Origin of the sequence: Aurantibacter sp. (assembly GCF_042094015.1) — a bacterium.
Lineage (GTDB): Bacteria > Bacteroidota > Bacteroidia > Flavobacteriales > Flavobacteriaceae > Aurantibacter.
Genome location: NZ_JBELDZ010000026.1, coordinates 1 through 16,474, shown reverse-complemented (window position 1 = coordinate 16,474; position 16,474 = coordinate 1). Strand labels below are relative to the sequence as shown.

Genomic DNA, 16,474 nt, shown 5'->3' with positions numbered 1-16,474 from the left:
AGGTTTGGATTATAAATCAAAACCTATATCTGTTCTATAATTCATCTTATCAAAGTTTAGTTTACTAATACTTTGGTAAGATTTTTTTATGGCTTCTTTATGCGTGTCTCCATAACTTGTAATAGCCATAACGCGTCCGCCAGAAGTAATTATTTGATTTTCTTTTAATTGTGCGCCTGCATGAAACACTATGGAATCAGTAACAGTATTTATTCCTGTAATTACTTTTTCTTTTTCGTAAGCTTCTGGATAACCACCAGAAACCAACATAATAGTCGTTGCTGCTCTAGAATCTACTTGTATATCTATTTTATCTAAAGTTTTATCTCCCATAGCTGTAAACACATCAACTAAGTCGTTTTTAAGCCTAGGTAAAACCACTTCTGTTTCTGGATCTCCCATTCTAACGTTATATTCTATAACCATTGGATCTTCACCAACCTTAATAAGTCCTATAAAAACAAAACCTACATATGGTAAATTGTCTTTTTTAAACCCATTAATTGTTGGTTTAACAATGCGTTCTTCAATTTTACTTAAAAACTCTGGCGTTGCAAATGGTACTGGAGAAACTGCTCCCATTCCACCAGTATTTAAACCTGTATCTCCTTCCCCAATGCGTTTATAATCTTTAGCTGTTGGTAATATTTTATAATTCTCTCCATCGGTTAAAACAAAGCAACTTAATTCTATTCCGTCCAAAAACTCTTCAATAACTACTTTTGTACTTGCACTACCAAACTTAGCTTCTACTAACATTGATTTTAGCTCAGCTTTTGCTTCGTTTAAATCGTTAAGAATTAAAACACCTTTTCCGGCAGCTAAACCATCGGCTTTTAAAACGTATGGTGGCTTTAAAGTTTCTAAAAACTTATAACCTTCTTCAACATTACCAGTATTAAAACTTTTATAAGCAGCAGTTGGAATATTGTGTCTAAATAAAAATTCTTTAGCAAATTCTTTACTACCTTCAAGAGTTGCAGCAGCCTTTTGTGGACCAATTACAATTACGTTTTTAAGCGCAGTATCATTTAAGAAAAAATCATGAATTCCTTGTACTAAAGGATCTTCCGGACCAACTACAACCATAGAAATTTGATTACTTAAAACAACTTCTTTTATAGCCTTAAAATCTGTTACTCCAATAGGAATATTAGTTGCAATTTCTGCAGTTCCAGAGTTTCCAGGCGCAACAAAAAGGTTTTCACACTTACTACTTTGTGCTAATTTCCAAGCAAAAGTATGCTCGCGTCCACCAGATCCTAAAATTAAAATATTCATAGTATAATTCTTAAACTTTAGCACAAAAATAATGGGTTTTAGCTTTAAATAAGAATTATATCGCAAAGATTTATTTACTTTTACTTTACTAATATTTAAAAGGTGAAATTATTTAGCTGGTCTTTACGTTTTAATGGTTTTCCAATGAGGAGAGCTAAAATAGATTTTAATACTATAAAATCTATTGACACTAATAATTATAATGATTATATAAGATTAAAGAAGAACGGTATTCTTAACTTTCATCTAAAAAACAATTCATTTTATCAAAAATTAGTTAACAAAGAAAATATTCCTAATTGGAATGATTTACCTGTTTTAACTAAAAAAGACTTTCAGCAACCTTTAGAGAATCGTTTATCTAATGGCTATTCTAAAAAAAACAGTTATACTAATAAAACCTCTGGTTCTTCTGGAAATCCATTTGTTTTTGCTAAGGACAAATATTGCCATGCCTTAACGTGGATCGAATTTATAGACCGATACAGTTGGTACAATATAAATTTAGATCATTCTTACCAAGCTCGTTTTTATGGGATTCCTCTAAACAAAATCGGATATTATAAAGAACGCTTTAAAGATTGGCTAGGACATAGATATCGATTTTCTGTATTTGATTTAAGTGCAGATGAAATGTCTAAAAACACAACTTTATTTAAGCATCAAAAATTCGAATACATTAATGGTTACACAAGTGCAATTGTCCAGTTTGCTAAATATCTTGAGCAAGAAAATATTATTTTAAAAGATATTTGCCCAACCTTGAAATGTTGTATTGTAACTTCTGAAATGCTTTACGATTCCGATAAAATATTATTAAAAAAACAATTTAACTTACCTATTATAAATGAATATGGCGCAGCCGAAGTTGGCTTAATCGCTTTTAAAAATACATCTAACGAATGGCAAGTTAATAGTGAAAACCTTCTTATTGAAATACTAGACCATAACAACAAACCTTTGCCTTATGGAGAAGAAGGGAAAATAGTGATTACCTCTTTTTACAATAAGGCACATCCCATAATTAGGTATGAACTTGGAGATATTGGTGTTTTAGACAAAAATAGCACGCCTAAAAACCCTATTTTAAAACGATTATTAGGAAGAACTAGTGATTTGATTAGTTTACCAAGTGGGAAAAAAGCAGCAGGATTAACATTTTATTACATCACTAAAAGCGTAATGGATAAAAGTTCTAATGTAAAGGAATTTATTATTAAACAAACTAAACTTGATGCGTTTGAAGTTTACTATGTAAGTGACAAGGAATTAACACCAATTGAAATAAATAAAGTTAATGATGCTGTTTCAAATTATCTTGAGCCAAATCTAATTCTTAATTTCAACAAGGTCAATACACTAAAACGTGAAAAAAGCGGAAAGCTAAAGCAATTTACTTCTTTAATTTAAAGTCTTATTTTGTTTAGATTTAATAAGAAAATGCTCTTTTAGAAAAATAATCATTTTAAATAGTGACTGAAGTGTAGAATAACCTAAACCTTTTTTATAAACCCAATAATTGTATTTTACTAAGTTAAACTTATTAGCCGACATTGAGTTTTCTCTAACCCTATACATTGCTAACGTTTCTTGAATTCCAATTGCAGGTTTTCCAGATGTTTCTATAGCTTTTAGCCATATAAGCCAATCTTGGCGTTTACGTAGATTAGGCGATTTAATTTTACCCAAAACTGAAGCGTTATACATTCCTGTTAAGTTACCCACATAATTACTCTTTAAAAGCTTTTTGTAAGTCAAGGTCGACAAAGCTTCTACTTTAATATACAAAGGGGTTCCTGATTCATTAATTTGCTCATAGCTAGAAAAACAAACATCTGCCCTTCCAGAGTTTAAAGTACCAACTTGTTTTTCTAATTTTTGAGGTAACCACAAATCATCTGCATCTAAAAAAGCTATATAATTTCCTTTCGCAGCTTCTATTCCTTTATTTCTTGATATAGCTGCTCCAGAATTTGTGCCGTTTTTTATTAAATGAATTCTAGAGTCTTTTTTTATAAATTGATCAACTATTGAGATAGTTTCATCTAAAGAACAATCGTCTATAAGCCATAATTCCCAATTAGTATATGTTTGATTTTGAATACTATTTATACTCTCGGAAATAAAGTTTTCCGAATTATACATTGGTGTAATTATAGAAACTAATGGTTCCATTAATAAGCTTCTTTTTGTCCTTTAAAGAAATTACCAACAGTTTGCAATACAATTTTAACATCTAATATTAAGCTCCAATTCTCAATATAAAAATTATCATACTTAATTCTGTTTATAATGTCTTCTTTCATTTTAACTTCACCTCTGTAACCTTTAACCTGAGCTAATCCAGTAATTCCTGGTTTTACATTATGGCGAAACATAAAGTTATATTTATCAATTTTTTTAGAATAATCTTCTGTATAAGATAGCATATGTGGTCTTGGCCCAACAACAGACATATCTCCTTTTAATACATTATAAAACTGAGGCATTTCATCAATACTAGTTCTTCTTAAGAATTTACCCAGTTTTGTTACTCTATTATCATGTTCTGTAATATAAGTTCCTTTTTTTTCTTGATTTTGTTTTAAAGATCTGAACTTAAAACACGTAAACTCTTTATAATTAATACCATTACGTTTATGCTTATAAAAAAGTGGTCCTTTAGACTCTAATTTAATTAAAATAAATATAATTGGAGTTAGCCAAGACATTACAAAAACAATAATCAAGATTGAAAAAACAATATCAAACGTACGCTTAATTATCTTATTAATATCATTATTGACACTAACTTCTTGAATAGATAAAACAGGTAGGTAATTATAAAAATCAGTTTTTAATCGTTTAGTGAATTGCTCCTTTTGATCTTGTAAAAATTTAATATTACAATGATTAATTTCTGCTAGTTTGACTAATTTATTTAGTTCAACCTCAGAAAAATCGTCTATAGAACAATATACCTCATCTATGTTTTTTGTAGATTCTACATAAGCAAAACTATCTTCTAAACTACCTTTATTATTAATAAAGTCTTTATTTCCAAATGTTGCTTTTATTTGGTACCCCAAATTCTTATTTAAAGAAAAAAGTTGGTGCAATTCTTTTGCACTTTGAGATTTTCCAATAATAACAACTCTTCTAACATTACCATGTAAATAATTACGATAGTATTTAAGTAAATAATAACTTAACAACTTAAACAGTCCTATAACTAAAAAAGAATTCACTAAATACTTAAATGTTGTAAATGCTTGAATATTTAAACTTCTAAAAACACCAATAAAAGCATAAAAAATAAAAGAATAAACTAAGAATTGCTTAACAATTAAACCAATAATATTTAATAAAGATGTATATCGATAGACTTTATAAAAATTTAAAAATGCTGTAGAAATTAACCAGAAAAAAAATGAATACCCAATATATAAGATGTGTTTATTATTCAGAAAATCTGTTGGGAAAAAGTAAAGTTTTTCAGTATTAAAATTGAAAAAATAAAACGCTAATACATTTAACACAAAAAGATCTAAAACAATTAGAATAGGTCTAATAACCCATGAATAACGTCCTTTTGTGTACTCCATAACGCCTATTTGTTATAGTTTGTAAAATCTTTATGCTCGCTTTTATGAAGTTGTTCCTTTGTTAAGCTCTTAAAATAGGTAAACGTTTTTTTCATACCTTCTTCTCTATCAACTTTTGGTTCCCAATTTAAAATAGCCTTAGCTTTATCAATATTTGGTTGACGCTGCATTGGATCGTTAATTGGTAAATCTTTATAAATGACTTTTTGAGTTGTTCCAGTTAATTTAATAATTTCTTCTGCAAAATCACTTATAGAGATTTCATGAGGATTACCAATATTTACTGGTAGCTCATAATCACTTAATAACAATCTATAGATTCCTTCAACCTGATCTGTAACATAACAAAATGAGCGAGTTTGAGAACCATCGCCAAAAACAGTTAAATCTTCACCACGTAAAGCTTGTCCCATAAATGCAGGAATAACTCTACCGTCGTTCAATCGCATTCTTGGCCCATAAGTGTTAAAAATTCTTACTATACGGGTTTCTAAACCATGAAAACGATTATACGCCATAGTAATAGATTCTTGAAATCGTTTCGCTTCATCGTAAACACCTCTTGGACCTATTGTGTTTACATTTCCATAATACTCTTCTGTTTGCGGATGAACTAATGGATCTCCATAAATTTCTGAAGTAGATGCTATTAAAATTCTTGCGTTTTTAGCTTTAGCCACACCTAATAAATTATGAGTTCCTAAAGAACCTACTTTAAGTGTTTGGATAGGAATTTTTAAATAATCTATAGGACTTGCTGGTGAGGCAAAATGTAATATATAATCTAAATCACCTTTTAAATCAATATACTCTGTAATATCATGTTTTATAAATTCGAAATTGGGATTTGATTCTAAATGTTCTAAGTTTTTAGCATCTCCAGTAATATAGTTGTCCATTGCAATGACGTAATAACCTTCCGCTATAAAACGATCACATAAATGAGAACCTAAAAAACCTGCAGCACCTGTAATTAAAATACGTTTTGCCATTATCTTCCTATGGATAAATAATTAAACCCTTCGTTTTTAATATCAGTAATATCATATAAATTACGTCCATCAAAAATAACATTGTTTGCCATTAGAGATTTCATTTTACTAAAGTCTGGTGTTCTAAAAATACTCCATTCTGTACAAATAACTAACGCATCTGTATCTTTTAATGGTTGATACATGTCTTTAGCATAGTTTATTTTGTCTCCAAATTTTCGCTTTACATTTGGCATAGCTTCTGGATCAAAAACTGTAATATTAGCACCTAGTTCTAATAATGTTTCAATTGTATATAGCGCTGGTGCTTCACGAATATCATCTGTTTCTGGTTTAAAAGCCAAGCCCCAAACTGCAATATTCTTCCCTTTTAAACTACTATTAAAATAACCTTTTATTTTTGGGATTAACGCTAGTTTTTGTTCTTGATTTACATTGACAACTGCTTCTAAAATTTCAAAATTATAACTATTATCTTTTCCTGACTTATGAAGTGCTTTTACATCTTTAGGAAAGCATGAACCTCCATAACCAATACCTGGAAATAAAAATCGTTTTCCAATACGAGAATCTGTTCCCATACCAATACGAACCTTATCAACATCTGCTCCTACTTTTTCACAAAAGTTAGCAATCTCATTCATAAAGGTTATTTTAGTTGCTAGAAAAGCATTTGCCGCATATTTAGTAAGTTCGGCAGATTTTTCGTCCATTACTATTATTGGGTTTCCAGACCTTACAAAGGGTTTGTATAACTTTTGCATCAATGCTGTTGCTTTATCACTACTAGAGCCAATTACAATGCGTTCAGGTTTTAAAAAATCGTCTACTGCAAAACCTTCACGTAAAAATTCTGGATTAGAAACCACATCAAAATCTACTTTAGCATTTGCTGAAATTGCTTCTTTTACACGATCTGATGTTCCAACAGGAACTGTACTTTTATCTACTACAACCTTGTAATCTGTTATTAGTTTCCCAATATCATCTGCTACTCCTAAAATGTATTTTAAATCTGCAGAACCGTCTTCATCTTCTGGTGTTGGAAGTGCTAAAAATATAATTTCACCATGGTTTAAACCTTCTTGTAAATTAGTTGAAAACTTTAATCGATTGGCTTTAATATTTCTTTCAAACAAATTTTCTAAGTGTGGCTCATAGATTGGAACAACACCTGATTGCATTTGCTTTACTTTTTCTTCATTTATGTCTATACATAGTACATCATTTCCTGTTTCGGCTAAACATGTTCCCGTAACTAAACCAACGTATCCTGTACCAATTACTGCTATTTTCATTTTAAATAAATTAATCCATTTTTTCGTACTGAGAATTCATACTTATAAATTCTGGTACAATGTTTTTCATTTTCTGTACTAAAGCGTCTATATCTTTATCTTGAATATTTTTTTCTAAATCTTCTATGTTTTTTGTTATTTGAGAGTATTCACATGATTCTACTGTTGCAATCATTATTTTCTCATTGTAAGTTGGAAGTGTCTCAGACTTATCGTTTAATAACTCTTCGTAAAGCTTTTCTCCTGGTCGTAATCCAATTACCTGAATATCAATATCTTTATATGGCTGATAACCTGCTAGAAGTATTATTTTTTTTGCTAAATCTATAATTTTCACAGCTTTACCCATATCAAAAATAAAAACTTCTCCTCCATTACCCATTGCTCCAGCTTCTAGTACCAACTGACAAGCTTCAGGAATTGTCATAAAGTATCTTATAATATCTGGATGTGTTATGGTTAGCGGTCCACCTTTTTCTAATTGACGCTTAAACAAAGGAACGACTGAACCATTGCTTCCAAGTACGTTTCCAAATCTTGTTGTTACGTATTGTGTTTTATTAATAGGATTTATTTTTGCTTGTTCTTGTAATGCTTGCACATAAATTTCTGCAACACGTTTAGTTGCTCCCATTACATTACTAGGGTTTACAGCTTTATCTGTAGAAACCATTACAAATTTTTCAGCCTCATATTTTAATGCCAAATCTGTAACATTTTTAGTGCCAAAAACATTAGTTGTTACTGCTTGATTCGGATACTTTTCCATTAAAGGAACATGTTTATAAGCTGCTGCGTGATAAATAACTTGTGGCTTATATTTCTTAAATATACTCTCTAATATTTCTAAATCTCTAACATCTGCAATTACCGCCTCAAAATTTAAGTTAGGGAAATTATTTGCAATCTCTAATTGAATTCTGTACAAAGGAGATTCTGCTTGATCTAATATAATTAACTTAGATGGCTTGTAATTAGATACTTGCCTTACAATTTCTGATCCAATAGAACCTGCTCCGCCTGTAACAATAATACATTTATTATATAATTCTTTGGCAACAAGTTTATTATCTAATTTAATAGGCTCTCTATCTAAAATGTCTTCAATCTGAATTTTTTGAATCTGATTAGAAAGATTGCTATTTTCTTCAATATCTGATATTAATGGTGCTCTAAAAACTTTAAATTTATAATTAATACAATTATCTATTATATTAATACTTTCATCTTTTGTTAAAGTATTATCTGCCAAAATTATTGCATTAGCTTTATAAACGCGAAGAATAACAGCAACATTTTTTTGAATATGGATTATTGGTAATCCTAAAATCTCTTTACTTTTATTTTTACCTTTCTTATCTATAAACCCTAATACTTTAAATCTAGTAGGTTTTTCAGATTTTAAAGCATTTGCAATAGCTATAGCATTTTCATCTGTACCATAAACTAATACATTAACTACTTTGTCTGCACTTAAATACTTAAAATAAACATCAAAAACTTGTTTTACAAGAACTCTAAACAAAAACAAGCCACAAAATGAAATTACTCCATAAAGAAATAATTTTGAGATTTTAAAAAGTTCTTCTGATGAAACAAAAGATGATATATAATAACATACTAAACTAAATGCAATTGTAGATAATGATGCTAAAAAGAACTTAATAGCATCTATAAATGTTGAATGCCTTATTAAACCTGCATAGGTTCTATATAGAATAAAAAACAAAACATTAACAACAAGTAAAGACCATTCCTCTAATGTTGGTATTAGAGAAATATAATCAACATTTCTTAGCCTACTAACTATTATTTTAGTAACCAATAATGCTATAAATATTATAGAAGTATCAAAGCACAAAATGGCCCATCTAGGCAAATAACTCATTGTCCGAAAGTCAACTCGTTTTCTACTTGATTCTATAACTTGTATAAAAGCGTTCTTAAGTTTATCTAATAGCATATTATAGTACTAATAGCACAAATATTGTGATTTTTAATTACAATATAAAAAGATAACAGCTTATAATCTTATTTTTTAATGGAAAAGTGTATTTATAAACTTTATAGTCTAATCTATTTAAAAGCAGATACTATTGTTTTATGTATTCTTTCTCTATCACTATCTGTTAAATTAGAACCAGAAGGCAAGCACAATCCATTTAAAAATAAATTTTCTGAGACTTTATCTCCAAAATACGGATACTTACTAAATATAGGTTGTAAATGCATTGGTTTCCATAAAGGTCTAGATTCTATATTTTCTTTTTCTAATGCCAACCTTAATGTCTCTGCTGATATTTTTGAAGTGTCATTAAACAAAATACAACTTAACCAATGGTTAGAGTAATAATCTGAGCTTGGTTCTGTAAAAACAGTTACTCCTTTTACATCTTTAAAAATAGATTTATAGAAACTGTTGTTGGCTCTCCTTAAACCAATATGCTTATCTAAAACTTGCATTTGTCCACGACCAATTCCTGCTGTTATATTGCTCATTCTATAATTATAACCAATTTGACTATGTTGGTAATGTGGTGCGTTATCTCTTGCTTGAGTTGCTAAAAAGACTGTTTGATTTTTATCTGCTTTTGTATTACAGACAAGTGCTCCGCCACCAGAAGTGGTAATTATTTTATTACCATTAAATGATAAGACACCATAGTTTGAAAATGTTCCACATTTTTGACCTTTATAACTAGATCCAAATGCTTCTGCTGAATCTTCAATTAATACAATATTATAATTTAATGCTATTTTTTTTATTTGATCTATTTTTGCAGGCATACCATACAAGTGAACTACAATTATAGCTTTTGGTTTTTTCCCTTTTGAAATTCTATCCTTGATTGCATTTTCTAAGTGATTAGGACACATATTCCACGTTTCTTCTTCACTATCTACAAAAACAGGTATAGCTCCTTGATAAATGATTGGATTTGCAGAAGCAGAAAATGTCATGCTTTGGCATATAACCTCATCTCCTAAAGTTACATCTGCCATAACTAATGCTAAGTGAATGGCTGATGTTCCAGAACTTAAACAAGCTACAGAAGAATCTTTCTCTAAATATGATGAAATATCTTCTTCAAACCCATTAACGTTTGGTCCTAATGGCGCAATCCAATTACTTTGAAATGCTTCATTAATAAATGACAACTCGTTTCCGCCCATATGTGGCGATGACAACCAAATTTTTGTATTCATAATTTAAGCTCTATATAATGGAAAAAATTCACTTTTTAACTTTTCTTGATCTGAAATTAATTCTTTAGAGAGTTGTTTATATTTATCACTATCAACTATGTATCTAAATGTATTAAATTCACATTCTATTTTAGAAAACCCTCTTTTAAATCTATATAATGGATCTTCTGGAGAACTACAAAGTCCGCCTCCTAAGTGAAATGTATTGTATTCTTTTTCGTTACCGTATAAACGAATTTCATCTAACAATAACTTCATTGGAGTTATTTTCATAAATTCTGTTCTTGTACCAGCTAAATGGTATTGAATTATATTTTTGCAAAACACGAATAATGCTCCAGCAATTCTAATTCCATCCATCTCTACAAAGACTAATTGAGTCTTATAGTCTTTACTTGTAAATAAATTATGATAATATGTTTTATCAAAGAAATAACGTTTGTGAGCATTTACTCGTTTCATTGTTTCTTCATAAATTTCTACAAATTCATTAATATCTTTTTCAGAATGGTCAGACCAAATAATTTCGCTATTCCTTCTTAGCTTATTAATTTCACTTTTATTAGATTTTCTATAGTGCTTTTTTTGTTCTTCAAGTGTTTGTGTTAAATCTATTTGTATGGTTACACTATTGTAATCTATTTCTCCTATATGTTTTAAGACAAAACCTTGACTAATTGTAGGGTGAAGTCTAGAAAATACAGAGATTATATTATTAGAAATACAATGCTCTTTAAAAACTAGTTTAAAATTTTCTATTATTTTTTCTGAAATTTCACCTTTAAATATTGGACCAACATAGCCATATGCAGAAGTATAGTCGTAATTAAAGGTTGCTCCTTTTGGATTTTGGATTTCTCGTTTAAGTAGGGGCAATAGGATTAGTGCTTCTTCTTCCTTATAGACTATTAATTCTGGTTCTCCTTCTTTGTTTTCTTTACTTAATCTGTGGTAATCCCAAGTATGATAAAAATCAAATTCTTGGCATTGATCCACCAAAAATCTCCATTGTTTTTCATCTTCAATTTTTAAAACCTCAAACATACTATTTATTTAATTCTGGAAAAGTTGATAGTAACCATTTTTCTGCTTCCTCCAATCCTAAACGAATGTTTTCTGGGATTACAGCATTATTTTCTTTAACTAAATTATTGGCTTTATAATCTAACTCAACAGCAGTAAAGTTATTGATTTTTTTAAAAATTTCGTTAATACTTCCTTCAACATTTTCACAAAGATTAGTGTAGTTAATGCTGATTTTATTTTCTTCAGGGATTGCTTTTAATTGCTTTTTATACTCGTTGTTTAAAAACAATACTTGACCCATAATTTGCCTATAAATATTTTCATTCTTTAAAAAAGAGTACTGTTCTGGTTTCATTGAAGCCCAAACTGTTTCGTCTCCAAACATTTTCTTTCTAAGTTTTAATATAGAATAAGCGTTTTGGTATATATCTCTTTCTAAATAAATAAAAAGAGTTTTTGGCATTTCTTGAACAGCTTTTTTAATATGAAAACCATATAAAAAAGATTTAAAAAGAATTGGTTTTTGATACGCAAAACACATTTGATTTAAAATGTTGCGTAAATTAAGCCAGTCTATTTTATGTTCCTTGTTATATGTTTGTTGTAAATGTTCTTTATAGTTTAATTGATGTTTCCAAAAATACCCAAACTCATGTGGTTCTTGTAAATTTGTTGTTCTGCCAAAATTAGATTTCAAATCTGATTGATAATTATCTCCTAATAATTTTTTAGATAGGTGAATTCCATAAATTGGTGCATTCCAAAACGTTGCAATAAAATTATTTATATACCCAACATTAATATTAGATAATATTAGTTGCGACAAAACTGTTGTCCCAGATCTAGGTGATCCAATTATATGAATCGTTGTTTGATCTTCTAAATTATCTTTATACAACTCTTTTTGAGAACTATTTAGCTGTTTATTTAAAGAGATTAAAACCTCTTCAAATATTTCAGATTTTTGATACGTTTTAGTAAGTTTTTCTGCCATGAAAGATTTAATTTGATCCATTAAAAGGTGAATTTATCTCTATACCTTTTTCCCCTATACCATCTCTTCTAAGAACTTTTAAAACTGTCAAATAATATATTTTTATATCTAATATAAAAGATACATTGTTAACATACCAAACATCTAATTCGTATTTTTTTGTGTGAGAAATAGCGTTACGTCCATTAACTTGAGCCCAACCTGTTATTCCTGGTTTTATATTATGGCGTTTCTTTTGTTCTTCTGTATAAAACTCTAAATACTCTACTTTTAAAGGTCTAGGCCCAACAAGACTCATGTCACCTTTTATTACATTAAGAAGCTGAGGGATTTCATCTAAAGATGTTTTTCTAATAAATTTTCCAGATTTTGTTAGCCTTGCCTCGTTTGGTAATAAATTTCCTTCTTTGTCCTTTTTATCATTCATACTTTTAAACTTAATGATGTTAAAGACCTTCTCGTTCTTTCCTGGTCTTTTCTGAAAGAAAAAAACAGAGCCATTGTTAGCTAAAAACAAAGCTACTGTTACCATAAAAAACACAGGTAATAACACTAAAAAACCTATAAGTGCTAGAAGTACGTCTATTACTCTTTTAAAAAAAAACTTATACATTATAATGAATTATATTCTTTTAATACTTGCTCTGCTACAAATTGTTGATCGTATTTTTCTATTATAATAGATCTTGCATTTGTAGTCATAGCATTAACTTTTTCAGGATTATCGCACCAATCTTTCATCGCTATAAATAACTCAGACTCATCTTTTACTTTAACAATTGTTCCATTAATATTATTCGTAATAATTTCATTACTTCCATTAATGTTAGAAACTATGCTGGGTAAACCCATTGCTCCTGCTTGCATAACCACATTTGGAAAACCTTCTCTATAACTTGGGAACACAAACATATCGGACAAAACAAAATAAGGTCTTACATCATCTCTGTATCCTAAAAATAAAATATTTGGATTGTTCTCAATTTCTTTAGTAGTATTTACTGTTACTGGGTTTAAATCTTGTTCAAATCTTCCTAAAATTACTAATTTAACATCTTCTATTTCTTTTGTTAATTTTTTAAAGGCAGAAACTAGCTCATTTACACCTTTGTCTTTAACAATTCTACCCACAAATAAAAAAACTTTATCTGTTGATTTTATATTGTTTTCCTTTTTTAGTGTCTCTATTTCTTTTTGTGAAAAATGTTTAGAAGAAAAAAACTCTGTGTTTACTCCATTAGTACTTCCATTACCAATAACTTTAAATTTCCTCTTAGATCTGGAGATTTTTTTATCTAATACTATTTGCATTAATCCTTTAGAATTAAAATAAACTTTATTAGCGCAAGCATAAGTTAAGCGTTCTATCCATATTAAGAGTTTAAGTTTAAACCCGTTGGCTTCTAAAAGAGGCATTCCTGCAACCGTATGCATTCTGTTTTTTACTCCAGCTATTTTAGCTGCCATCATTCCAATTAATCCTGCCTTTGGAGTATGCGTATGAACAATTTCGGGTTTTGTAGTTTTTAAAAACTTTATTAACTTTATTAATGCATTTAAATCTTTAATAGGCGTTATTTTTCTAGTTAAATTTAATTCAAAAATCGGCAGATTCTTCTTTTTACCAATTTCTACTAAACCATTTTCATCATTTTGAGAGACTAAAGTTAAATCATAGAAATTCTTTATATAATCTATCTGTGTTCCAAGTAGTTTATTTAAAGATCTTGATATAGTAGTGATTCTAATTATTTTCTTTTTCAAATGTTTACTCTTAGGTTATAGTCTCTTTTTGATTTGCTATTAATAAACCTGATAAGGCATAAAATAAGTAAGGCAATATCATTACTCTCATTCTACTTGCTTGGCCTAAATTAAAAATATATGTACTAATAATTATCCAAAACAAAAGCATTGTTAATAATGCAAATTTATAACTTAATTTAGTTAATCGCTTTCTTTTAAATAAAAACAGATATAAATAATATATTAGTATTATAAGTATTATACTATTTTGAAATGAAGCAATATGACTAAAAAATGAACTAGCATCAAAAAACAATGGTCTTATTAATAGTATAGTTAATTTTTCTAGATACGATGTCTTAAAAATATCAAAAAAATGAGATCCATTTGATGAGTTGAAGTTTTGAATAGTCTCAAAGAATTTAAATATTAAATCTTGAATACCATCGTACTCTTTAATTTTTAAAAATTTTTTAATAAGTACTGGTAAAGATAAGGCTCCTAAAAGTAAAAATATTCCAACAGAACATAGCTTTATTTTAATAGATTTATGCGTGAAAAAAACCAAGATTATTAATGCAGATGCTATTAGTATAAACACACTGTATGGTCTTATAAAAAAAGCTAGTAGTAATAAAATATAAATCCAAGGTGACTTAAAGTTATTTAACTTTATTGCCTTCAAAATCATTGCCATTAATAGAAAAATTATAGCATCTTTCCCTAAAAGAGAAGTCCAATAATGAATAGATGGCAAAAACAACCAAAATGAAGATAAAACCAGTATACTTAACTTATTTTTATATAAAGCGTTTTTCTGAAGGTCTAAATAAATTAAAAAGCCTTTTAAACTTATTAAAGAACTAAGCAGAGCTAACAAGAAATAATTAAAGCCTATTTTTACTAAGGGGTAAATTAAAAACGCCATAAATTTGGTGCCAAAACCAAATAAAGACCACCAATTTTCTGTGTTTAATGCTAATCTAATAAAATTTTCTCCATCACTAGTTCTTGAATTAAAGGCAATGTTGTAATATGCTATTAAAAAAAACAATAAATGATATATTATTAGTATTCTTTTTAAGAATTGATAATTTATTTTATTAAACCAAATATCATTTTTTATCTTCATAGACAAATTCTAAACCATTTGTTTTATTAATTTTGCTGGGTTACCACCATAAATTGACATTGGTAATACATCCTTAACAACTACACTGTTTGCGGAAACAATACTTCCGTCTCCTATAGTTACTCCTGGTAAAATAAAACAATTAGCTCCAACCCAAACATTATTACCAATTGTTATTTCTTTCCCTTTATCATGTGTATTAATTCTATTTTCTACGTCTGGAAAAGACAATTCATGTCCATTACCATCTATAATTTGAGTATTTGCAGCAATTAGACAATTCTCTCCAATTGTTATTTTATTAAATGCATGAATACAAGTTCCATGAACTCTAGTGTTTTTTCCTATAATTATTTGAGCTCTTGGCCTATCTGCAATCAACTTACAGGAAGAATGCATATTTATATGATAACCATAATTATCTGAATTTAGCATAACATTGGTATGAAGTGTTATGTTAGCTTTTTTATGTTTTAAAATTATAGGGCACTTTTTAAATAAAACTCTTCTACCTAAATTAATTCCTCTTAATTTGTAATACACATTTAAAATTACAGTGATTAAAATATTTCTAATTTTTCTTAAAAACATATTATCTATTTATATTATTTTTAATTAAAGAGTATTTACCACTTTTTTCTCTCTCAATATCGTCAACTTTAACAATGTTAAAAATCATGTTTTTATCAAATCTATATTTAAGTTCTTTCAAAATCAATTCTTCATGTTTGTCTACAAATAGCTCTTTATCAATAACCATTTTAACATTAATAGAGTTATAATCATTCTGAATAAATTGCATTTTTATAATACTATTTGGATTACCTTTAATTACATCTGCTAAGTGACTTAAACTTACTTTCTCTTTTTGACTAGTATATAAAAAATCTACCTTTCTTCCTTCTATAGCTTTAACTAAAGGATGCGCTAATCCACAATTACATTTGCCCTTTTTGAAATAAACAACGTCTTCAATATTATATCTTAATAATGGTGTTCCATGAGTTGTAAAAGATGTTACAATCATATTATTCATTTCATCTGTTTCAATTATACCGGTATCAATATTATAATGAAGATTTCCTTCCAAACATTCTGTAATAAAAGGCGCTCCTTCCGAAGACGCATACTGATCATATACATTACATTTAAAAACCTCTTTAAAAAGCAACCTATGCTCTTTTAATAATGTTTCAGATGTTGTAGAAAATAGC

Annotated in this window: 14 protein-coding genes and 1 pseudogene; 1 reads left to right on the top strand and 14 read right to left on the bottom strand. The window is 28.5% G+C overall.

From position 1 onward, the window contains the following. Positions 1–9: 9 nt before the first annotated feature. Positions 10–1,281 (bottom strand): phosphoribosylamine--glycine ligase, encoded by a 1,272-nt coding sequence (gene purD / locus ACFDSN_RS05675; protein WP_375238869.1) that lies wholly within the window; start codon positions 1,279–1,281, stop codon positions 10–12. 102 nt (positions 1,282–1,383) lie between these two features. Between purD and ACFDSN_RS05670 the strand changes: the two genes are divergently transcribed. Beyond that, positions 1,384–2,691 carry a phenylacetate--CoA ligase family protein gene (locus ACFDSN_RS05670; RefSeq protein ID WP_375238868.1) on the top strand — a complete coding sequence of 436 codons (1,308 nt, stop codon included), beginning with the start codon at positions 1,384–1,386 and terminating at the stop codon, positions 2,689–2,691. Here the strand turns inward: ACFDSN_RS05670 and ACFDSN_RS05665 are convergent. The 13 genes and pseudogenes from ACFDSN_RS05665 to ACFDSN_RS05605 all read right to left on the bottom strand — a co-directional run. Further along, entirely contained in the window at positions 2,683–3,456 is a 774-nt protein-coding gene (locus tag ACFDSN_RS05665) for a glycosyltransferase family 2 protein (protein ID WP_375238867.1), read from the bottom strand. The genes ACFDSN_RS05670 and ACFDSN_RS05665 overlap by 9 nt on opposite strands. Then, entirely contained in the window at positions 3,456–4,865 is a 1,410-nt protein-coding gene (locus ACFDSN_RS05660; RefSeq protein WP_375238866.1) for an exopolysaccharide biosynthesis polyprenyl glycosylphosphotransferase, read from the bottom strand. Before ACFDSN_RS05660 ends, ACFDSN_RS05665 begins: the two co-directional genes overlap by 1 nt. A gap of 5 nt (positions 4,866–4,870) precedes the next feature. Next, a complete protein-coding gene (locus tag ACFDSN_RS05655) occupies positions 4,871–5,857 on the bottom strand; it encodes a UDP-glucuronic acid decarboxylase family protein (RefSeq protein WP_375238865.1) in 987 nt (328 codons plus the stop codon). Next, the gene (locus ACFDSN_RS05650) at positions 5,857–7,155 is read right to left on the bottom strand and encodes a UDP-glucose dehydrogenase family protein (protein WP_375238864.1); all 1,299 of its coding nucleotides are present in this window, start codon (positions 7,153–7,155) and stop codon (positions 5,857–5,859) included. Before ACFDSN_RS05650 ends, ACFDSN_RS05655 begins: the two co-directional genes overlap by 1 nt. 10 nt (positions 7,156–7,165) lie before the next feature. Next, the gene (locus ACFDSN_RS05645) at positions 7,166–9,043 is read right to left on the bottom strand and encodes a polysaccharide biosynthesis protein (protein WP_375238863.1); all 1,878 of its coding nucleotides are present in this window, start codon (positions 9,041–9,043) and stop codon (positions 7,166–7,168) included. A 188-nt stretch (positions 9,044–9,231) separates the two neighbouring features. Then, positions 9,232–10,362 carry a DegT/DnrJ/EryC1/StrS family aminotransferase gene (locus ACFDSN_RS05640; protein ID WP_375238862.1) on the bottom strand — a complete coding sequence of 377 codons (1,131 nt, stop codon included), beginning with the start codon at positions 10,360–10,362 and terminating at the stop codon, positions 9,232–9,234. A gap of 3 nt (positions 10,363–10,365) precedes the next feature. After that, complete coding sequence (locus ACFDSN_RS05635) at positions 10,366–11,406, bottom strand: GNAT family N-acetyltransferase (RefSeq protein ID WP_375238861.1); 1,041 nt, start codon at positions 11,404–11,406, stop codon at positions 10,366–10,368. A 1-nt stretch (position 11,407) separates the two neighbouring features. Then, positions 11,408–12,403, bottom strand: coding sequence for a sulfotransferase (locus tag ACFDSN_RS05630; protein ID WP_375238860.1), 996 nt, complete (start codon positions 12,401–12,403; stop codon positions 11,408–11,410). Continuing rightward, a complete protein-coding gene (locus ACFDSN_RS05625; RefSeq protein ID WP_375238859.1) occupies positions 12,390–12,995 on the bottom strand; it encodes a sugar transferase in 606 nt (201 codons plus the stop codon). Before ACFDSN_RS05625 ends, ACFDSN_RS05630 begins: the two co-directional genes overlap by 14 nt. Next, on the bottom strand, positions 12,995–14,146 hold the full coding sequence (locus ACFDSN_RS05620; RefSeq protein ID WP_375238858.1) for a glycosyltransferase family 4 protein: 1,152 nt from the start codon (positions 14,144–14,146) through the stop codon (positions 12,995–12,997). Before ACFDSN_RS05620 ends, ACFDSN_RS05625 begins: the two co-directional genes overlap by 1 nt. 10 nt (positions 14,147–14,156) lie before the next feature. After that, entirely contained in the window at positions 14,157–15,260 is a 1,104-nt protein-coding gene (locus tag ACFDSN_RS05615) for a hypothetical protein (RefSeq protein ID WP_375238857.1), read from the bottom strand. A gap of 9 nt (positions 15,261–15,269) precedes the next feature. Next, positions 15,270–15,851 carry an acyltransferase gene (locus tag ACFDSN_RS05610; RefSeq protein WP_375238856.1) on the bottom strand — a complete coding sequence of 194 codons (582 nt, stop codon included), beginning with the start codon at positions 15,849–15,851 and terminating at the stop codon, positions 15,270–15,272. A gap of 1 nt (position 15,852) precedes the next feature. Beyond that, a pseudogene (locus ACFDSN_RS05605) lies at positions 15,853–16,474 on the bottom strand (phenylacetate--CoA ligase family protein); the annotation flags it as partial.